Origin of the sequence: Thiohalobacter sp. IOR34 (genome assembly GCF_030406045.1) — a bacterium.
GTDB lineage: Bacteria > Pseudomonadota > Gammaproteobacteria > Thiohalobacterales > Thiohalobacteraceae.
The window spans coordinates 2,396,117-2,416,469 of sequence record NZ_CP128988.1 but is presented as its reverse complement, the minus strand read 5'-3'; the positions used below and the strand labels follow the sequence as shown (position 1 = coordinate 2,416,469).

General features: G+C 63.4%; 19 protein-coding genes. All 19 read left to right on the top strand.

Annotated features, from left to right (window positions below; all coding sequences use genetic code 11):
• Positions 1 to 3 precede the first annotated feature (3 nt).
• The 19 genes from nusG to rpsC all read left to right on the top strand — a co-directional run bounded on the left by nusG (position 4) and on the right by rpsC (position 20,342).
• On the top strand, positions 4 to 537 hold the full coding sequence (gene nusG / locus QVG61_RS11200) for a transcription termination/antitermination protein NusG (RefSeq protein ID WP_289930729.1): 534 nt from the start codon (positions 4 to 6) through the stop codon (positions 535 to 537).
• 85 nt (positions 538 to 622) lie between these two features.
• Complete coding sequence (rplK, locus tag QVG61_RS11195) at positions 623 to 1,054, top strand: 50S ribosomal protein L11 (RefSeq protein ID WP_289930728.1); 432 nt, start codon at positions 623 to 625, stop codon at positions 1,052 to 1,054.
• A gap of 4 nt (positions 1,055 to 1,058) precedes the next feature.
• On the top strand, positions 1,059 to 1,751 hold the full coding sequence (gene rplA / locus QVG61_RS11190; RefSeq protein WP_289930727.1) for a 50S ribosomal protein L1: 693 nt from the start codon (positions 1,059 to 1,061) through the stop codon (positions 1,749 to 1,751).
• A gap of 203 nt (positions 1,752 to 1,954) precedes the next feature.
• Entirely contained in the window at positions 1,955 to 2,485 is a 531-nt protein-coding gene (gene rplJ, locus QVG61_RS11185; protein ID WP_289930726.1) for a 50S ribosomal protein L10, read from the top strand.
• Positions 2,486 to 2,551: 66 nt separating this feature from the next.
• Positions 2,552 to 2,932 carry a 50S ribosomal protein L7/L12 gene (rplL, locus tag QVG61_RS11180; protein WP_289930725.1) on the top strand — a complete coding sequence of 127 codons (381 nt, stop codon included), beginning with the start codon at positions 2,552 to 2,554 and terminating at the stop codon, positions 2,930 to 2,932.
• 216 nt (positions 2,933 to 3,148) lie between these two features.
• Positions 3,149 to 7,399, top strand: a complete 4,251-nt coding sequence (rpoB, locus tag QVG61_RS11175) for a DNA-directed RNA polymerase subunit beta (RefSeq protein ID WP_289930722.1) — start codon at positions 3,149 to 3,151, stop codon at positions 7,397 to 7,399.
• Between the two features lie 79 nt (positions 7,400 to 7,478).
• Positions 7,479 to 11,684, top strand: coding sequence for a DNA-directed RNA polymerase subunit beta' (rpoC, locus tag QVG61_RS11170; protein WP_289930721.1), 4,206 nt, complete (start codon positions 7,479 to 7,481; stop codon positions 11,682 to 11,684).
• Positions 11,685 to 11,853: 169 nt separating this feature from the next.
• Positions 11,854 to 12,228, top strand: coding sequence for a 30S ribosomal protein S12 (gene rpsL, locus QVG61_RS11165; protein WP_289930720.1), 375 nt, complete (start codon positions 11,854 to 11,856; stop codon positions 12,226 to 12,228).
• A gap of 38 nt (positions 12,229 to 12,266) precedes the next feature.
• Positions 12,267 to 12,737, top strand: coding sequence for a 30S ribosomal protein S7 (gene rpsG / locus QVG61_RS11160; RefSeq protein ID WP_289930719.1), 471 nt, complete (start codon positions 12,267 to 12,269; stop codon positions 12,735 to 12,737).
• A gap of 50 nt (positions 12,738 to 12,787) precedes the next feature.
• A complete protein-coding gene (gene fusA / locus QVG61_RS11155) occupies positions 12,788 to 14,887 on the top strand; it encodes an elongation factor G (protein ID WP_289930718.1) in 2,100 nt (699 codons plus the stop codon).
• 36 nt (positions 14,888 to 14,923) lie between these two features.
• On the top strand, positions 14,924 to 16,114 hold the full coding sequence (gene tuf, locus QVG61_RS11150; RefSeq protein WP_289930717.1) for an elongation factor Tu: 1,191 nt from the start codon (positions 14,924 to 14,926) through the stop codon (positions 16,112 to 16,114).
• 81 nt (positions 16,115 to 16,195) lie between these two features.
• Positions 16,196 to 16,507: a 30S ribosomal protein S10 gene (gene rpsJ / locus QVG61_RS11145; RefSeq protein ID WP_289930716.1), complete on the top strand. Its 312-nt coding sequence runs from the start codon at positions 16,196 to 16,198 to the stop codon at positions 16,505 to 16,507.
• Between the two features lie 65 nt (positions 16,508 to 16,572).
• Complete coding sequence (gene rplC, locus QVG61_RS11140) at positions 16,573 to 17,211, top strand: 50S ribosomal protein L3 (protein ID WP_289930714.1); 639 nt, start codon at positions 16,573 to 16,575, stop codon at positions 17,209 to 17,211.
• A 12-nt stretch (positions 17,212 to 17,223) separates the two neighbouring features.
• Complete coding sequence (gene rplD / locus QVG61_RS11135) at positions 17,224 to 17,826, top strand: 50S ribosomal protein L4 (RefSeq protein ID WP_289930713.1); 603 nt, start codon at positions 17,224 to 17,226, stop codon at positions 17,824 to 17,826.
• Entirely contained in the window at positions 17,823 to 18,119 is a 297-nt protein-coding gene (gene rplW / locus QVG61_RS11130) for a 50S ribosomal protein L23 (RefSeq protein WP_289930712.1), read from the top strand. The genes rplD and rplW overlap by 4 nt, the downstream gene beginning before the upstream one ends.
• Positions 18,120 to 18,158: 39 nt before the next feature.
• A complete protein-coding gene (gene rplB / locus QVG61_RS11125; protein WP_289930711.1) occupies positions 18,159 to 18,986 on the top strand; it encodes a 50S ribosomal protein L2 in 828 nt (275 codons plus the stop codon).
• Between the two features lie 15 nt (positions 18,987 to 19,001).
• On the top strand, positions 19,002 to 19,274 hold the full coding sequence (gene rpsS, locus QVG61_RS11120) for a 30S ribosomal protein S19 (RefSeq protein WP_289930710.1): 273 nt from the start codon (positions 19,002 to 19,004) through the stop codon (positions 19,272 to 19,274).
• 12 nt (positions 19,275 to 19,286) lie between these two features.
• Positions 19,287 to 19,616, top strand: a complete 330-nt coding sequence (rplV, locus tag QVG61_RS11115) for a 50S ribosomal protein L22 (protein ID WP_289930709.1) — start codon at positions 19,287 to 19,289, stop codon at positions 19,614 to 19,616.
• A gap of 45 nt (positions 19,617 to 19,661) precedes the next feature.
• The gene (gene rpsC, locus QVG61_RS11110) at positions 19,662 to 20,342 is read left to right on the top strand and encodes a 30S ribosomal protein S3 (protein ID WP_289930708.1); all 681 of its coding nucleotides are present in this window, start codon (positions 19,662 to 19,664) and stop codon (positions 20,340 to 20,342) included.
• Positions 20,343 to 20,353 lie beyond the last annotated feature (11 nt).

The window sequence follows — 20,353 nt, the reverse complement described above, 5'->3', positions numbered from 1 at the left end:
AAGATGGCGAAACGCTGGTATGTTGTTCACGCCTACTCGGGCTTCGAGAATCAGGTCAAGCGCTCCCTGGAGGAGCGTATTGCGCGTGCCGGACTTGAAGACAAGTTCGGTGAGATCCTGGTGCCCACCGAAGAGGTGGTGGAGATGCGCGAGGGACAGAAGCGCAAGAGCGAGCGCAAGTTCTTCCCCGGCTACGTGCTGGTGCAGATGGAGATGGACGACGAGACCTGGCACCTGGTCAAGGATGTGCCCAAGGTGATGGGTTTCATCGGTGGCACCAGCGACAAGCCGGCGCCGATCTCCGACAAGGAGGCCGAGCAGATCCTGCAGCGCATCCAGGAGGGCGTGGAGAAGCCGCGGCCCAAGGTGCTGTTCGAGGTCGGCGAGGTGGTGCGCGTCACCGACGGCCCATTCAACGATTTCAACGGCGTGGTGGAAGAGGTCAACTACGAGAAGAACCGCCTGCGGGTCGCGGTGCTGATCTTTGGCCGTTCCACACCGGTCGAGCTGGAGTTCAGTCAGGTCGAAAAGGCCTGAGGATTTGATAGCAGCGGGGGCGGCCGGTGCCGTTCCCCCTCGTAGCGGGGAGCCGCAAGGCGTTCGTACCCAACTGGAGTAAGTCATGGCAAAGAAAGTCGAAGCGTACATCAAGCTGCAGGTGCCGGCGCAGGAGGCCAATCCGAGTCCGCCGGTCGGTCCGGCGTTGGGCCAGCACGGCGTGAACATCATGGAGTTCTGCAAGGCATTCAACGCCCAGACGCAGAACCTCGAGAAGGGTATGCCGGTGCCGGTGGTGATCACGGTCTACAACGACCGCAGTTTCACCTTCATCATGAAGACCCCGCCGGCCTCCATTCTGTTGAAGAAGGCGGCAGGCATCGCCAAGGGCAGCGGCGAACCGAACACCAAGAAGGTGGGTACGGTAACCCGCGCGCAGATGGAAGAGATCGCCAAGACCAAGGAACCCGACCTCACGGCTGCTGACATGGATGCCGCGGTACGTACCATCGCCGGTACCGCACGTAGCATGGGTCTGGACGTAGAGGGGGTCTGAAGTCATGGCAAAGCTGAGCAAACGCATGAAAGCCATTCGTGAGAAGATCGAGCCGGGCAAGCTGTATCCGGCCGACGAGGCCTTCAGTCTGCTGAAGGAGTTGCCGGGGGCCAAGTTCAAGGAATCCGTCGACGTGGCAGTGAATCTTGGCGTCGATCCGCGCAAGTCCGACCAGGTGGTGCGGGGTTCAACGGTGCTGCCCAACGGCACCGGCAAGGAGGTGCGGGTGGCGGTCTTCGCCCAGGGTGCCAACGCCGAGGCCGCCAAGGAGGCCGGGGCCGATATCGTCGGCTTCGAGGACCTGGCGGAGAGCATCAAGGGCGGCAATCTGGACTTCGACGTGGTGATCGCCACCCCGGACGCCATGCGCGTGGTCGGCCAGCTCGGTCAGATCCTCGGCCCGCGCGGCCTGATGCCGAACCCCAAGGTCGGCACCGTCACCCCGGACGTGACCGCGGCGGTGAAGAACGCCAAGGCCGGTCAGGTGCGCTACCGGACCGACAAGGCCGGCATCATCCACTGCTCGATCGGCAAGGTGGATTTCGACAATGGCGCCCTGAAGGAGAACCTGGAGGCGCTGTTGGCCGACCTGAACAAGGCCAAGCCGGCAGCTGCCAAGGGCGTGTATATGAAGAAGGTGACCGTCTCCACCACCATGGGGCCGGGCATCCAGGTCGATCAGGCCTCGCTGGGCTGATCGACGACAGACTTTGTGGCGCCGTGGCGGAGTGCTCCGCCCGGTGGCCGTCAAAGACCGCAGGTGCCGGGGATGTGAATTCGCGGCTTAATGGGCAACCGGCCTGCGCAGACGGTGTTGCCAAGACGGACATGTCCGTGGCCACCGTATGGGGGGACCGTCACACCGGCGGTTCCGTGTACTCAGGAAGCTGGAGGTAATTGATGGCGCTGACTCTCGAAGAGAAGAAGTCCGTCGTTGCCGAGGTGGCGGAAGTCGCATCGAGCGCACTATCCGCTGTGGCCGCGGAATACCGCGGACTGACCGTGGACGAGCTGACCGAACTGCGCAAGAAGGCGCGGGATGGTGGTGTCTATCTGCGTGTCATCAAAAACACTTTGGCCCGACGTGCCGTTCAGGGTACCGAGTTCGAGTGCATTTCCGAGAGTCTGGTGGGGCCGCTGTTGCTGGCGTTCTCGCAGGAAGACCCCGGTTGTGCCGCTCGAGTGATCAAGGACTTCGCCAAGGAGCACGACCTGCTCCAGGTTCGTTTCGTGGCGGTGGGCGGTGAGCTGCTGCCGGCCAACGACATCGAACGACTGGCGAGTCTGCCGACCCGGGATCAGGCCCTGTCCATGCTGATGGCCGTGATGAAGGCTCCGGTGGAGAAGCTGGCCCGCACCCTCAACGAGGTGCCTGGCAAGCTGGTCCGTACCGTGGCTGCCATCCGCGATCAGAAGGAAAGCGCGGCGTAACTGGTTTGAAATCAAGCGACCCGGCGAGACTGGTCCGCGGGTCAGGAACACAGGAGTTAAATCAACATGTCTGTCTCTAAAGAAGATATTCTGGAAACCATCGCCAATATGAGCGTGATGGATGTCGTCGAGCTGATCGAGGCCATGGAAGAGAAGTTCGGTGTGTCCGCCGCGGCTGCCGTCGCCGCCGTTCCGGCTGCCGCCGGTGGTGAGGCTGGTGCCGCTGCCGAAGAGAAGACCGAGTTCGATGTGGTCATGAGCAGTTTCGGTTCCAACAAGGTTGCTGCCATCAAGGCTGTTCGCGCCATCACCGGCCTGGGCCTGAAGGAAGCAAAGGAAATGGTCGAGGGCGCTCCGGTCACCGTCAAGGAAGGGGTGAGCAAGGACGAGGCCGAAGAGATCAAGAAGCAGCTCGAAGAGGCTGGTGCCAGCGTCGAGGTGAAGTAAGATCGCAGCGGCGTTCGCAGTGCCCGCGGGGTCGTCTCACGGCCCCGCGGTTTCGGCGAAGTGATCGGCTGGCGGCGAGTTTTCGCTGCCGGCCTTTTCCCGTTTCTGGCGGTCGGCCATCGAGCCGCCGGGTGCGCAGTACGTGAAATCGATGGATATCAGATTTTCAGGCCGGGTGACACAGGCGCGGCCGCCAACTTTGAGTGAGGAACACCGATGGGCTACAGCTTTACCGAGAAAAAACGCATTCGCAAGGATTTCGGCAAGCGTCCCAGTATCCTGAAGGTCCCGTACCTGCTGGCGACCCAGATCGAGTCATACCGGGATTTCCTGCAGACCGACAGGCAGCCGGGTCATCGCGGTGACAAGGGGCTGCATGCCGCATTCTCCTCGGTGTTCCCGATCGAGAGCTATTCCGGCAACGCACGGCTGGAATACGTCAGCTATCGCCTGGGTGAGCCGACCTTCGACGTCAAGGAGTGTCAGCTGCGGGGCATGACCTATGCGGCACCGCTGCGTGCCCTGGTCCGTCTGGTGATCTACGACAAGGATTCCGACAGCAGCTCGCCGACCATCAAGGACATCAAGGAGCAGGAGGTCTACATGGGCGAACTGCCCCTGATGACCGACACCGGCACCTTCGTCATCAACGGCACCGAGCGGGTCATCGTCTCCCAGCTGCACCGTTCGCCCGGCGTGTTCTTCGATCACGACAAGGGCAAGACCCATTCATCCGGCAAGGTGCTGTATTCCGCGCGGGTGATTCCCTACCGCGGCTCCTGGCTGGACTTCGAGTTCGACCCCAAGGACAACGTCTTCGTGCGCATCGACCGTCGCCGCAAGCTGCCGGCGACCATCCTGCTGCGCGCCCTGGGCTACGAGGTCGAGGAAATCCTCGACATGTTCTTCGAGACCAACAGCTTCCACCTGGACAAGGACGGGGTGACCCTGGACCTGGTGCCCGAGCGGCTGCGCGGCGAGACCGCGACCTTCCCGATCAAGGTGGGTGACAAGGTCATCGTCGAGGAAGGACGGCGCATCACTGCGCGCCACATCCGCGAGCTGGACAAGGCCGGGGTCAAGACCCTCGAGGTGCCGGAGGACTATCTGCTCGGCAAGGTGCTGGCGAAGAACATCATCGATACCGAAACCGGGGAACTGATCGCCAACGCCAACGATGAGCTCACCGAGGAGCTGATCGCCAAGCTGCGCGAGGCGGGGATCAGGGATATCGAGACCCTGTTCACCAACGATCTGGACCGTGGTCCCTACGTCTCCCAGACCCTGCGTATCGATCCGGCCACCAATGCCCTGGAGGCACAGGTCGAGATCTACCGCATGATGCGCCCGGGCGAGCCGCCGACCAAGGAGGCCGCACAGAACCTGTTCAAGAACCTGTTCTTCACCGAGGACCGCTACGATCTGTCTGCCGTCGGCCGCATGAAGTTCAATCGCCGGGTCGGCCGGGACACGGTCAGGGGGCCGGGCATCCTGATCGACGACAAGTACATCGAGCAGGACCTGATCAGCCGTTTCAAGCTGCAGGACGACAGCGACACCCTGCGGGTCGCCGAGCTGGAAGCGCCGGTCCGCCAGTTGCTCGAGCTGGTCGGCCGTGACGCCGACGAGAGCATCGGCTGGGGCGATTTGAAGGCGGTGCTGCGTGACTGGGGTTCCGACATCGTTGCCGTGTTGCGCACACTGATCGACATTCGCAACGGTATCGGTGTGGTCGATGACATCGATCACCTCGGTAACCGTCGCATCCGCTGTGTCGGCGAGATGGCGGAGAACGTGTTCCGCATCGGCCTGGTGCGTGTCGAGCGGGCCGTCAAGGAGCGCCTGACCCTGGCCGAGAGCGAGGGCCTGATGCCGCAGGAGCTGATCAACGCCAAGCCGGTCGCAGCGGCGATCAAGGAGTTCTTCGGCTCCAGCCAGCTCTCCCAGTTCATGGACCAGAACAATCCCTTGTCCGAGGTGACCCACAAGCGGCGCGTCTCGGCGCTTGGCCCCGGCGGCCTGACCCGCGAGCGGGCCGGCTTCGAGGTGCGCGATGTGCATCCCACCCACTACGGCCGGCTGTGCCCGATCGAGACCCCGGAAGGTCCGAACATCGGCCTGATCAACTCGCTGGCGGTCTATGCCCGGACCAACGAGTACGGCTTCCTGGAGACCCCCTACCGCAAGGTGGAGGACGGCCGTGTCACCGACCAGATCGAGTATCTGTCGGCGATCGAGGAGGGCGAGTACATGATCGCCCAGGCCAATGCGGCGCTGGACGACAAGGGCAACCTGGTCGAGGATCTGGTCTCCTGCCGGCACCAGAACGAGTTCACCATGACCACCCCGGACAAGGTGGACTACATGGACGTGTCGCCGAAACAGATCGTCTCGGTGGCTGCCTCGCTGATCCCCTTCCTGGAGCACGACGACGCCAACCGCGCGCTGATGGGTTCCAACATGCAGCGCCAGGCGGTACCGACGCTGCGCGCCGAGAAGCCGCTGGTGGGCACCGGCATGGAGCGGGCGGTGGCCGTCGACTCCGGCGTGACCGTGGTGGCCAGGCGTGGCGGGGTGGTCGACTCGGTCGACGCCGGCCGCATCGTGGTGCGGGTCAATGACGAGGAGACCATCCCCGGCGAACCCGGTGTCGATATCTACAACCTGATCAAGTACACCCGCTCCAACCAGAACACCTGCATCAACCAGCGGCCGCTGGTCGGGCCGGGTGACGTGATCGCCAAGGGTGACGTGCTGGCCGATGGTCCTTCCACCGACATGGGCGAGCTGGCCCTGGGCCAGAACATGCTGGTCGCCTTCATGCCCTGGAACGGCTACAACTTCGAGGACTCGATCCTCATCTCCGAGCGGGTGGTGCAGGAAGACCGCTTCACCACCATCCACATCGAGGAGCTGACCTGCGTCGCGCGCGATACCAAGCTGGGCTCGGAGGAGATCTCCGGTGACATCCCCAACGTCGGTGAGGGCGCCCTGGCCAAGCTCGACGAGTCCGGCATCGTCTATATCGGTGCCGAGGTCAAGCCGGGCGACATCCTGGTCGGCAAGGTGACGCCCAAGGGCGAGACCCAGCTCACCCCGGAGGAGAAGCTGCTGCGTGCCATCTTCGGCGAGAAGGCCTCGGACGTGAAGGACACCTCGCTGCGCGTGCCTTCCGGCATGGACGGTACCGTGATCGACGTGCAGGTCTTCACCCGCGACGGCGTGGAGAAGGACAAGCGTGCGCTGGAGATCGAAGAGGAACAGCTGGCCGGTGTGAAGAAGGACCTGGCCGACCAGATGCGGATCATGGAGGAGGACGTCTATCGTCGTGTCGAACAACTGCTCACCGGCAAGACTGCCGAGGGCGGGCCCAACAAGCTGAAGAGCGGGGCCAAGATCACCAAGAGCTATCTGGAAGCTGTGGATCGCAGCAAGTGGTTCGAGATCCGCCTCAAGAACGAGGAGGCCAACCAGCAGCTGGAGAAGGCTGCCGAGCAGCTCAAGGCGATCCGCGCCGACTTCGACAAGCGTCTCGAAGAGAAGCGCATGAAGATCACCGCCGGCGACGACCTGGCGCCGGGCGTGCTGAAGATGGTCAAGGTCTACCTGGCCGTCAAGCGGCGGGTGCAGCCGGGCGACAAGATGGCCGGCCGCCACGGCAACAAGGGCGTGATTTCCATGATCGTGCCGGTGGAAGACATGCCCTATACCGCTGACGGCACCCCCGCCGACGTGGTGCTCAATCCGCTGGGCGTGCCTTCGCGCATGAACGTCGGCCAGGTGTTGGAGACCCACCTCGGCTGGGCTGCCAAGGGTGTCGGCATCAAGATCGGCAAGATGCTCGAGGCGAAGGCCAAGGTCGCCGAGCTGCGCGACTACCTGGAGAAGGTCTACAACACCAGCGGCAGGAAGGAGGATCTCGACTCCCTCAGCGACGAGGAGATCATCGAGCTGGCGTCCAACCTGAAAGCGGGTGTGCCGATGGCGACGCCGGTATTCGACGGTGCGCACGAAAGCGAGATCAAGGCCATGCTCAAGCTGGCCGATCTGCCCGAGTCCGGCCAGACCATCCTCTACGATGGGCGCACCGGCGATCCCTTCGATCGCCCGGTGACGGTCGGCTACATGTACATGCTGAAGCTGAACCATCTGGTCGACGACAAGATGCACGCCCGTTCCACCGGCCCCTACAGCCTGGTGACCCAGCAGCCGCTGGGTGGCAAGGCGCAGTTCGGTGGTCAGCGCTTCGGTGAGATGGAGGTCTGGGCGCTGGAGGCCTATGGTGCCGCCTACACCCTGCAGGAAATGCTGACCGTGAAATCCGATGACGTGACCGGCCGCACCAAGATGTACAAGAGCATCGTCGACGGCGACCATCACATGGAGGCCGGCATGCCGGAGTCCTTCAATGTGCTGGTCAAGGAGATCCGCTCGCTGGGCATCAATCTGGAACTGGAGCAGGACTGAATACTGAGCTATCCGCCGCGCAAGCCATGACCCGCAAGGCGGGATTGCGCAACGGCAGACAGCCAACACGGGAGATACGATGAAAGACTTACTCAATCTTGTGAAGCCGCAACAGGGTCACCTGGAAGACTTCGACGCCATCCGCATCGGCCTGGCTTCCCCGGACATGATCCGCTCCTGGTCCTACGGTGAGGTGAAGAAGCCCGAGACGATCAACTACCGGACCTTCAAGCCGGAGCGCGACGGCCTGTTCTGCGCCAAGATCTTCGGCCCGGTCAAGGACTACGAATGCCTGTGCGGAAAGTACAAGCGGCTCAAGCACCGTGGCGTGGTCTGCGAAAAGTGCGGCGTCGAGGTGACCCTGGCCAAGGTGCGCCGCGAGCGCATGGGCCACATCGAGCTGGCCAGCCCGGTGGCGCATATCTGGTTCCTCAAGTCGCTGCCCTCGCGCATCGGCCTGCTGCTGGACATGACCCTGCGCGACATCGAGCGGGTACTCTACTTCGAGGCCTTCGTGGTCATCGATCCGGGCATGACCACCCTGGAGCGTGGCCAGCTGCTGTCGGACGAGGCCTATCTCGACGCCATCGAGGAGAACGGTGACGAGTTCGATGCGCGCATGGGCGCCGAGGCGGTGTTCGAGCTGCTGAGCAGTATCGACCTCAAGGCCGAGGCCATCAAGCTGCGGGAGGAGATCGCTTCCACCAATTCCGAGACCAAGCTGAAGCGTCTCGCCAAGCGCCTCAAGCTGGTCGAGTCCTTCCTCGAGTCCGGTAACAAGCCGGAGTGGATGGTGATGACCGTGCTGCCGGTGCTGCCGCCGGAGCTGCGCCCGCTGGTGCCGCTGGACGGTGGCCGCTTCGCGACCTCCGATCTGAACGACCTGTACCGCCGGGTGATCAACCGCAACAACCGCCTCAAGCGGCTGCTGGAGCTGAACGCCCCGGACATCATCGTGCGCAACGAGAAGCGCATGCTGCAGGAATCTGTCGATGCGCTGCTCGACAACGGCCGCCGCGGCCGGGCCATCACCGGTACCAACAAGCGGCCGCTGAAGTCGCTGGCCGACATGATCAAGGGCAAGCAGGGGCGTTTCCGCCAGAACCTGCTCGGCAAGCGCGTCGACTACTCCGGCCGTTCGGTGATCGTGGTCGGTCCGACCCTCAAGCTGCACCAGTGCGGCCTGCCCAAGCGCATGGCCCTGGAACTGTTCAAGCCCTTCATCTTCAGCAAGCTGCAGTTCCGCGGTCTGGCCACCACCATCAAGGCGGCCAAGAAGCTGGTGGAACGCGAGGGGGCCGAGGTCTGGGACATCCTCGAAGAGGTGATCCGCGAGCATCCGGTGATGCTGAACCGTGCCCCGACCCTGCATCGCCTGGGCATCCAGGCCTTCGAACCGGTGCTGATCGAGGGCAAAGCCATCCAGCTGCACCCGCTGGTCTGCGCGGCCTTCAATGCCGACTTCGACGGCGACCAGATGGCCGTGCACGTGCCGCTGTCGCTGGAGGCGCAGTTGGAGGCGCGGGCGTTGATGATGTCCACCAACAACATCCTCTCCCCGTCCAACGGCGAGCCGATCATCGTGCCCTCGCAGGACGTGGTACTGGGCCTGTATTACATGACCCGCGAGCGGATCAACGCCAAGGGTGAGGGCATGGTGTTCGCCGACGTCAAGGAGCTGCACCGTGCCTATGACAACCGCGAGGTGGAGCTGCAGAGCCGGATCAAGCTGCGTCTGGACGAGCGGCTGTTCGACGACGACGGCGGCGTGCAGACCACCCGCCGCCTGGTCGAGACCACCGTCGGCCGCGCCCTGCTGTACGAGATCGTGCCCAGCGGCCTGCCCTTCGAGTTGGTCGACCGCGACATGACCAAGCGTGCCATCTCCCAGCTGATCAACGCCTGTTACCGCCGGGTGGGTCTGAAGGAGACGGTGATCTTCGCCGACCAGTTGATGTACACCGGCTTCTCCTATGCGACCCGTGCCTCGGTCTCCTTCTGTGCCGACGACATGGCCATCCCCGAGGAGAAGGCTGCCATCCTGGCCCGTGCCGAGGAGGAGGTGAAGGAGATCGAGCACCAGTACACCTCGGGTCTGGTGACCAACGGCGAGCGCTACAACAAGGTGGTGGATATCTGGTCGCGCACCAACGACCAGGTCGCCAAGGCGATGATGGACAAGCTCGGCAAGGAGGTGGTGGTCGATGCCGAGGGCAACGAGGTTGTACAGCCCTCCTTCAACTCCATCTTCATGATGGCCGATTCCGGCGCCCGTGGTTCTGCCGCGCAGATCCGCCAGCTGGCCGGAATGCGCGGCCTGATGGCCAAGCCGGACGGCTCGATCATCGAGACCCCGATCACCGCCAACTTCCGCGAGGGGCTGGACGTCCTGCAGTACTTCATCTCCACGCACGGCGCGCGCAAGGGCCTGGCCGACACCGCGCTGAAGACGGCCAACTCCGGTTATCTGACCCGGCGGCTGGTCGACGTGGCGCAGGATCTGGTGGTCACCGAAGTCGACTGTGGTACCGACAACGGCGTGCTGATGACGCCGATCGTCGAGGGTGGCGACGTCGTGGAGTCACTGGCCGAGCGCGTCCTCGGCCGGGTGGTGGCCGAGGACACCTATGTCCCGGGCAGCGACGAACTCGCCGTGCCGGCCGGCACCCTGCTCGACGAGGCCTGGGTGGAACGCCTGGAGTCGCTGAGCGTGGACGAGATCCGCGTCCGCTCGGCGATTACCTGCGAGACCCGCTACGGCATCTGTGCCCAGTGTTACGGCCGTGACCTGGCTCGTGGCCACCGGGTCAACGCCGGCGAGGCGGTCGGCGTCATCGCCGCCCAGTCGATCGGTGAGCCCGGCACCCAGCTGACCATGCGTACCTTCCATATCGGTGGTGCCGCGAGCCGCGCGGCCACGGTCAACAGCGTGCAGGTCAAGTCCAAGGGCACGGTGCGCCTGCACAACATCAAGACCGTCACCAACAAGGAAGGCAACCTGGTGGCCGTGTCGCGTTCCGGTGAGATCGGCGTGCTGGATACCAATGGCCGCGAGCGTGAGCGCTACAAGCTGCCCTATGGCGCGGTGCTGACGGTCAGCGACGGCGATCCGGTCGAGGCCGGGCAGGTCGTCGCCACCTGGGATCCGCACACCCACCCGATCGTCACCGAGGTGGCGGGCCGGGTGAAGTTCAGCGACTTCGTCGAGGGTGTGTCGGTCAACAAGCAGACCGACGAGATCACTGGCCTGACCAGCCTGGTGATCACCGATCCCAAGCAGCGGGGTACCGCCGGCAAGGATCTGCGGCCGATGGTCAAGCTGGTCGACGAGAACGGTGATGAACTGATGATCGCCGGTACCGAGATGCCGGCCCACTACTTCCTGCCGGCCGGCGCCATCGTCGCCCTGGAGGACGGGGCCACGGTGGAGGTTGGCGACGTGGTGGCGCGCATCCCCCAGGAATCGTCCAAGACCCGCGACATCACCGGTGGTCTGCCGCGCGTGGCCGACCTGTTCGAGGCGCGCAAGCCGAAGGAGCCGGCGATTCTCGCCGAGGTCAGCGGCACCGTGACCTTCGGCAAGGAGACCAAGGGCAAGCAGCGGCTGATCATCACCGATGCAGACGGCGAGCAGCACGAGAGCCTGATCCCCAAGTACCGGCACGTCAACGTCTTCGAGGGCGAGCACGTTGAGCGCGGCGAGACCATCGTCGATGGCGAGCCGAACCCGCAGGATATCCTGCGTCTGCTCGGGGTGACCGAGATGTCCAACTATCTGGTCAAGGAGATCCAGGACGTCTATCGGCTGCAGGGCGTGAAGATCAACGACAAGCACATCGAGGTGATCATTCGCCAGATGCTGCGCAAGGTCGAGATCACCGGCCCGGGCGACACCAAGTTCCTCAAGGGCGAGCAGGTGGAGAAGGCCCGCCTGCTGGAGGAGAACGAGCGGGTCGAGAAGGAGGGCGGCGTGCCGGCCACCTGGGAACCGATGCTGCTGGGCATCACCAAGGCCTCGCTGGCCACCGAGTCGTTCATCTCCGCGGCCTCCTTCCAGGAGACCACCCGGGTGCTGACCGAGGCGGCGGTGCGCGGTTCGCGGGACGACCTGCGCGGTCTCAAGGAGAACGTCATCGTCGGCCGCCTGATCCCGGCCGGCACCGGTCTCGCCTACCACGAGGACCGGCGCCGCAAGCGGCAGCCGCAGGACCTGGCCGCCATGGTCGAGGAGATCATGCCCAGGGCCGACGAGACCCCCTCAGGGGACGAGGTGACCGACTCGTAGCGGTGCAGGCGCCATTGTCCTGTCAAACTTGAGATTAATGCTTGACAGGGCATAGGGGCCTCTCTACAATTGCGCGTCTTTCCGACAGGCCGGGCGACTTCAACCGGCCTGTCGTTTGTTTTCAGGTCGCCCTTTTTTCCGACGAAATTTTGGGTAGAGCGAGTTTTTCATGGCAACTATCAATCAGTTAGTGCGTAAGCCGCGGAAGCGCAAGGCAGAGAAGAGCAACGTGCCGGCGCTGGAGGCATGTCCGCAGAAGCGTGGTGTCTGCACCCGCGTCTACACCACCACCCCGAAGAAGCCGAACTCGGCGCTGCGCAAGGTCGCCCGTGTGCGCCTGACCAACGGCTATGAGGTGACGACCTACATCGGCGGTGAGGGGCACAACCTCCAGGAGCACTCGGTGGTGCTGATCCGTGGCGGTCGTGTCAAGGATCTGCCGGGCGTGCGCTACCACACCGTGCGCGGCAGCCTGGACACGTCGGGTGTCGAGTCGCGGCGCCAGGGGCGTTCCAAGTATGGCGCCAAGCGGCCCAAGTCCTGATCTAGCAAGCAAAAACTCGTAGGAATAGGTTAACTGCAATGTCCAGAAGAAAAGCTGCAGAGCGTAGACAGATCCTGCCGGACCCCAAGTTCGGGAGCCTGATGCTCGCCAAGTTCATGAACATGGTGATGGTCTCCGGCAAGAAGCCGGTTGCCGAGAAGATCGTCTACGGTGCGCTGGATCACATCGGCGACAAGGTCGGCGGTGACGTCATGGAGGTCCTGGACAAGGCGCTGAGCAACGTCAGCCCGATGGTCGAGGTCAAGTCGCGTCGGGTCGGTGGTGCCACCTACCAGGTGCCGATCGAGGTCCGCGCGGTGCGCCGCCAGACCCTGGCCATGCGCTGGATGATCGACGCCGCCCGCAAGCGCAGCGAGAAGACCATGGCCCAGCGGCTCGCTGGCGAGATCATGGATGCTGCCGAGAACCGCGGCACCGCCGTGAAGAAGCGCGAGGACACGCACCGCATGGCCGAGGCCAACAAGGCCTTCGCGCATTACCGCTGGTAGCAGACCGCCAGATAATCGAGTTTGGTTTATTTGAGATAGGAATTCAGTCCGTGGCACGTAAAACTCCAATCGAGCGCTATCGCAACGTCGGCATCATGGCGCACATCGATGCCGGCAAGACGACGACGACCGAGCGCATCCTGTTCTACACCGGTGTCTCGCACAAGATCGGCGAGGTCCACGACGGTGCGGCCACCATGGACTGGATGGAGCAGGAGCAGGAGCGCGGCATCACCATCACCTCTGCGGCTACCACCTGCTTCTGGAGCGGCATGGACCAGCAGTTCCCCGAGCACCGCATCAACATCATCGACACCCCCGGCCACGTCGACTTCACCATCGAGGTGGAGCGCTCGCTGCGCGTACTGGACGGTGCCTGTGCCGTGTTCTGCGCCGTGGGTGGCGTTGAACCCCAGTCCGAGACGGTCTGGCGCCAGGCCAACAAGTACAACGTGCCGCGCATGGGTTTCGTCAACAAGATGGACCGTGCCGGCGCCAACTTCCTGCGCGTCGTCGAGCAGGTCAAGGAGCGTCTGGGTGCCAACCCGGTGCCGCTGCAGCTGCCGATCGGCGCCGAGGACAACTTCGAAGGCGTGGTCGACCTGATCCGCATGAAGGCCATCTACTGGAACGAGGCCGACATGGGCACCACCTACGAGGCGCGCGACATCCCCGCCGACATGGCCGACGCCTGCAACGAGTGGCGCGAGAAGCTGGTCGAGGCTGCGGCCGAGGCCGACGACGAGCTGATGAACAAGTATCTCGAGGGTGAGGAGCTCAGTGAGGAGGAGATCCGCAGCGGCCTGCGCAAGCGCACCCTGGCGGTGGAGATCATCCCCATGCTGTGCGGCTCCGCCTTCAAGAACAAGGGCGTGCAGGCCATGCTCGATGCCATCATCTATTACATGCCGGGTCCGACCGACGTGCCGGCCATCAAGGGCGTGCTGGACGATGCCGAGGGCAGCGAGGCCGAACGCCGCGCCTCCGACGATGAGCCCTTTGCCGCCCTGGCCTTCAAGATCGCCACCGACCCCTTCGTCGGAACCCTGACCTTCTTCCGGGTCTACTCCGGCGTGCTCTCCTCCGGCGACACCGTGCTCAACTCGGTGAAGGGCAAGAAGGAGCGCGTCGGCCGCATCCTGCAGATGCACGCCAACTCCCGTGAGGAGATCAAGGAAGTGCGCGCCGGCGATATCGCCGCCGCGGTCGGCCTGAAGGATGTCACCACCGGTGACACCCTGTGCGACCTGCAGAACCCGATCGTCCTCGAGCGCATGGAGTTCCCGGAGCCGGTGATCTCGGTGGCCGTGGAGCCGAAGACCAAGGCCGACCAGGAGAAGATGGGCATCGCGCTGCAGAAGCTGGCGCAGGAAGACCCCTCGTTCCGGGTCCATACCGACGAGGAGTCCGGTCAGACCATCATCTCCGGCATGGGTGAGCTGCACCTGGATATCATCGTCGACCGCATGCGCCGTGAGTTCAAGGTCGAGGCCAATGTCGGTGCGCCGCAGGTGGCCTACCGCGAGACCATCCGCAAGGCGGTCGAGCAGGAAGGCAAGTTCGTGCGCCAGTCGGGTGGTCGCGGCCAGTATGGTCACGTCTGGCTGAAGATCGAGCCGCTGGAGGAAGGCGGTGGCTACGAGTTCGTCAACGAGATCGTCGGTGGTGTGATCCCGCGTGAATACATCCCGGCGGTGGACAAGGGCATCCAGGAGCAGATGGAGAACGGCTGTCTGGCCGGCTATCCGATGGTCGACATCAAGGCAACCCTGTTCGATGGCTCCTACCATGATGTCGACTCCAGCGAGATGGCATTCAAGATCGCCGGTTCGATGGCCCTCAAGGAGGGTGCGCTGAAGGCCAACCCGGTTCTGCTCGAGCCGATCATGAAGGTCGAGGTGGTCACCCCCGAGGAGTATCTGGGTGACGTGATGGGCGATCTCAACCGCCGCCGCGGGATCACCCAGGGGATGGACGATTCGCCGACCGGCAAGGTGATCCGCGCCGAGGTCCCGCTGGCGGAAATGTTTGGTTATGCCACCGATCTGCGTTCCGCAACGCAGGGTCGCGCAACCTATTCGATGGAATTCGCGAAATATGCCGAGGCGCCGAACAGCGTCGCCGAGGCGGTCATCAAGAAGGCATCCTGAGCGTCTGGTGCTTAGTACGGTATCGAGGTAGCAATCGTGTCCAAGGAAAAATTTGAACGAACGAAGCCGCATGTAAACGTGGGGACCATTGGTCACGTGGACCATGGCAAGACGACGCTGACGGCGGCGCTGACGAAGGTGGCGGCGGAGAAGCAGGGCGGTGAGTTCAAGGCGTACGACCAGATCGACAATGCGCCGGAGGAGCGTGCGCGCGGTATCACGATCGCGACGGCGCACGTGGAGTACGAGACGGAGAACCGTCACTACGCGCACGTGGACTGCCCCGGGCACGCGGACTATGTGAAGAACATGATCACGGGTGCGGCGCAGATGGACGGTGCGATCCTGGTGGTGAGCGCGGCGGACGGTCCGATGCCGCAGACCCGTGAGCACATTCTGCTGGCGCGTCAGGTGGGTGTGCCGTACATCGTGGTGTACATGAACAAGGCCGACCAGGTGGACGACGAGGAGCTGCTGGAGCTGGTGGAGATGGAAGTCCGCGATCTGCTGAGCTCGTACGAGTTTCCTGGTGACGACATTCCGGTGGTGATTGGTTCGGCGCTGAAGGCGCTGGAAGGCGACACCTCGGAGATTGGTGTGCCGTCGATCGAGAAGCTGCTGGATGCGATGGACGAGTACATTCCGGTGCCGGAGCGTCCGGTGGACCAGCCGTTCCTGATGCCGATCGAGGACGTGTTCTCGATTTCGGGTCGAGGCACGGTGGTGACGGGTCGCATCGAGCGTGGCAAGGTGCACGTGGGCGACGAAGTGGAGATCGTGGGTATCCGCGAGACGAGCAAGACCACGGTGACGGGTGTGGAGATGTTCCGCAAGCTGCTGGACGAAGGCGAGGCGGGCGACAACGTGGGCGTGCTGCTGCGCGGTACCAAGCGTGACGAGGTGGAGCGCGGCCAGGTGCTGTGCCAGCCGGGCTCGATCACGCCGCACACCAAGTTCGAGGCCGAGGTGTATGTGCTGTCGAAGGACGAGGGTGGCCGTCATACGCCGTTCTTCAATGGCTATCGTCCGCAGTTTTACTTCCGGACGACGGACGTGACGGGCGCCTGCGATCTGCCGGAAGGCGTGGAGATGGTGATGCCGGGCGACAACGTGAAGATGACGGTGACGCTGATTGCGCCGATTGCGATGGAAGAAGGACTGCGTTTCGCGATCCGCGAGGGTGGCCGCACCGTCGGCGCCGGCGTGGTCTCCAAGATCATCGAGTAAGCAGGCAGGTAACGTTCTTATGTCGCGCGGGCCTTTGTGCCCGCGCGGTGCTCAAGTAAAGACTCGAAGCTGGGATTGGCAATGACGAACCAAACAATTCGTATCCGTCTGAAGGCATTTGATCATCGCTTGATCGATCAGTCCGCGCGGGAAATTGTGGAAACGGCGAAGCGGACGGGTGCGCAGGTGCGCGGACCGATTCCGCTGCCGACCAAGAAGGAGCGCTACACCGTGCTGATCTCGCCGCACGTGAACAAGGACGCGCGCGATCAGTACGAGATCCGCACGCACAAGCGCCTGATGGACATCGTCGATCCGACGGACAAGACCGTCGACGCGCTGATGAAGCTGGATCTGGCGGCCGGTGTCGACGTACAGATTAAACTGAATTGATTTTGGTGTAGGGACGGTGGCGCCGGCGCTGGCCGGTGTGGCCTGAATCTACAGGGGTAGCAGAAATGACGATCGGATTAGTTGGTCGAAAAGCGGGAATGACGCGCATCTTCACCGAAGAGGGCGCCTCGATTCCGGTGACGGTCATCGAGGTTGAGCCGAACCGGGTGACGCAGCTGCGGACGCTGGAGAAGGACGGTTACCGTGCGCTGCAGGTGACCACCGGCTCGCGTCGTGCCTCGCGCGTGACCAAGCCGCTGGCCGGACACTACGCCAAGGCCGGTGTCGAACCGGGCCGCGGCCTGTGGGAGTTCCGCCTGGGCGATGGCGAGGGCGAGGACTTCGAGGTCGGTGCGGAGATCAAGGTCGACATCTTCGAGCCCGGCCAGAAGGTCGACGTCACCGGTACCACCATCGGCAAGGGTTTCCAGGGTGGTGTCAAGCGGCATCACTTCCGCACCCAGGACGCCACTCACGGCAACTCGCTGTCGCATCGTGCGCCGGGTTCGATTGGTCAGAACCAGACCCCGGGCCGGGTGTTCAAGGGCAAGAAGATGGCGGGTCACATGGGCAATGTGCGCCGCACCCAGCAGACCCTGGAGGTGGTGCGCGTCGATGCCGAGCGCAACCTGCTGTTGATCAAGGGCTCGGTGCCCGGTGCCCGTGGCGGTGACGTCATCGTGCGTCCGGCAGTCAAGGCATAAGGGGGGGGCGAGATGGAAATTCAGGTTCAAGGCGGTTCGTCCATCAGCGTCTCTGACAAGGCTTTCGGACGCGATTTCAACGAGGCGCTGATTCACCAGGTGGTCACCGCCGTGCTGGCCGGTGCCCGTGCCGGTACCAAGGCGCAGAAGACCCGATCCGACGTCAGCGGTGGCGGCGCCAAGCCCTGGCGGCAGAAGGGGACAGGGCGTGCGCGTTCTGGTACAATTCGCAGCCCGCTGTGGCGCGGGGGTGGCAAGACCTTCGCTGCACGGCCACGTGACTATTCCCAGAAGGTCAACAAGAAGATGTACCGCGGCGCGATGGCTTCCATCCTGTCGGAGCTGCTGCGTCAGGAACGCCTTGTTGTCGTTGACGATTTCAAGGTTGACGCGCCGAAGACCAAACAGCTGGTCGCCAAGCTGAAGGACATGGATCTCGACGACGTGCTGATCGTCACCGACGAGGCGGACGAGAATCTGTACCTCGCGGCGCGTAACCTCTACCACGTCGGGGTGAGCGATTCGCTGACCGTCGATCCGGTCAGCCTGATCGGCTTCGGCAAGGTGCTGATGACGGTCGATGCGCTGAAGAAGTTCGAGGAGAGGCTGGCATGAATCAGGAACGCTTGATGAACGTGCTGCTGGCGCCGCTGGTTTCCGAGAAGAGCGCCCGCCTGGCGGACAGGAACCGCCAGTTCGCCTTCAAGGTGCGCACCGATGCCAGCAAGCCCGAGATCCGCAAGGCAGTCGAGCTGCTGTTCGACGTCAAGGTGACCAACGTTCAGGTCGCACGGATGAAGGGCAAGTTGAAGCGCTTTGGCCAGACCATCGGCAAGCGCTCCGACTGGAAGAAGGCCTACGTGACCCTGGCCGAAGGGCAGGATATCGATTTCGCGGGAGCCGAGTGAGGCGCACCCGATCAGACGTGAATTTTTAGGGTTGTAAAGATGGCAATCGTTAAAACAAAGCCGACATCACCGGGGCGCCGCTTCGTGGTCAAGGTGCAGGCCACCGATCTGCACAAGGGCGAGCCCTACGCGCCGCTGGTGCAGAAGAAATCGAAGACCGGTGGCCGCAACAACTATGGCCGCATCACGACCCGGCACCGCGGTGGTGGGCACAAGCAGCGCTATCGCGTCATCGATTTCAAGCGCAACAAGGACGGCATCCCGGCGCGTGTCGAGCGGATCGAGTACGACCCGAACCGCAGCGCCAATATCGCCTTGCTGCTGTATGCGGACGGCGAGCGGCGCTACATCCTGGCTCCCAAGGGTCTGCAGGCCGGCATGCCGGTAATGTCCGGTGCCGAGGCGCCGATCAAACCCGGCAGCGCCATGTCGCTGCGCGACATGCCGGTCGGTACCCTGGTGCACAACATCGAGATGAAGCCGGGCAAGGGTGGACAGATCGCCCGCAGCGCCGGGACCAGTGCCCAGCTGGTGGCCCGCGAGGGCGACTATGCAACCCTGCGTCTGCGTTCCGGCGAGATGCGCAAGGTCCACGCCGACTGCCGTGCCACCATCGGCGAGGTGGGCAATGCCGAGCACAATCTGCGGTCGCTGGGCAAGGCCGGTGCCACCCGCTGGCGTGGCGTGCGGCCGACGGTGCGTGGTGTGGCCATGAACCCGGTCGACCACCCGCACGGTGGTGGTGAGGGCCGCACCTCCGGCGGCCGTCACCCGGTTTCGCCCTGGGGTATGCCGACCAAGGGCTACAAGACACGCAAGAACAAGCGTACGGACCGCATGATCGTGCGGCGCCGCAACCGTAAGTAAGGAAGAGGTCGAAAAGTGCCACGTTCAGTACACAAAGGGCCGTTCGTCGATCACCATCTTGAGAAGAAGGTGTCCGAGGCGGTTGCCTCCAACAGCAAGAGGCCGATCAAGACCTGGTCGCGCCGTTCCATGGTGCTGCCCGACATGATCGGTCTGACCATTGCCATTCACAACGGTCGCCAGCATGTGCCGGTGCTGATCAACGAAAACATGGTCGGCCACAAACTGGGCGAATTTGCGGTGACGCGTACCTTCAGGGGACACGCGGCCGACAAGAAGTCGCGCTAAGGGGAGTCAAAGATGGAAGTGAGCGCCAAACTGCGTTACGCACGCATCTCGCCCCAGAAGTGTCGGCTGATCGCCGACCAGGTTCGCGGCATGCCGGTGGAGAATGCCCTGCAGACCCTGATGTTCAGTCCCAAGAAGGGGGCTGGCATCGTGCGCAAGGTGCTGGAGTCGGCGATTGCCAATGCCGAGCACAACGAGGGTGCGGACATCGACGAGCTGAAGATTTCCGCGATCTACGTGGATGAGGCTCCGACCCAGAAGCGCTGGCGTGCGCGGGCCAAGGGTCGTGCCAATCGAATTCTGAAGCGGGCCAGTCACATCACTGTGACGGTCGGTGACTGAAGCCCGGGCGCTTTCCGGGTCATAGACGAGACAAGAGAGTAGGGAATGGGTCAGAAAGTACATCCAATAGGTATCCGCCTGGGGATCGTCAAGGACTGGAGTTCCAAGTGGTATGCGGATTCGAAGAATTTTGCAGACTACCTGAACAACGACATTCAGGTCCGCGACTATCTTAAGAAGCGTCTGGCCCATGCCTCGGTGAGCCGTATCCAGATCGAGCGCCCGGCCAAGAATGCCATGATCACCATCCATACTGCACGGCCCGGTATCGTGATCGGCAAGAAGGGTGAGGATATCGAGGCGCTGCGCCGTGAGGTCAGCCAGATGATGGGCATCCCGGTGCACATCAACATCGCCGAGGTGCGCAAGCCCGAACTGGATGCGCAGCTGGTGGCTGAGAGCGTCGCGCAGCAGCTGGAGCGCCGCATCATGTTCCGCCGCGCCATGAAGCGTGCCGTGTCCAACTCGATGCGCCTCGGTGCCCAGGGCATCCGCATCAATGTGGCTGGCCGCCTGAATGGCGCCGAGATTGCACGCACCGAGTGGTACCGCGAAGGTCGTGTGCCGCTGCACACCCTGCGTGCGGATATCGATTACGGATTTGCGGAAGCGCGCACCACCTACGGCATCATCGGTGTCAAGGTGTGGATCTTCAAGGGCGAGATCATCGGCCAGCAGGAGACTGCGACCGAGGCGGCGCCCGCGAAGAAGGCCGCGGCCAAATAACGGAGTCCTGA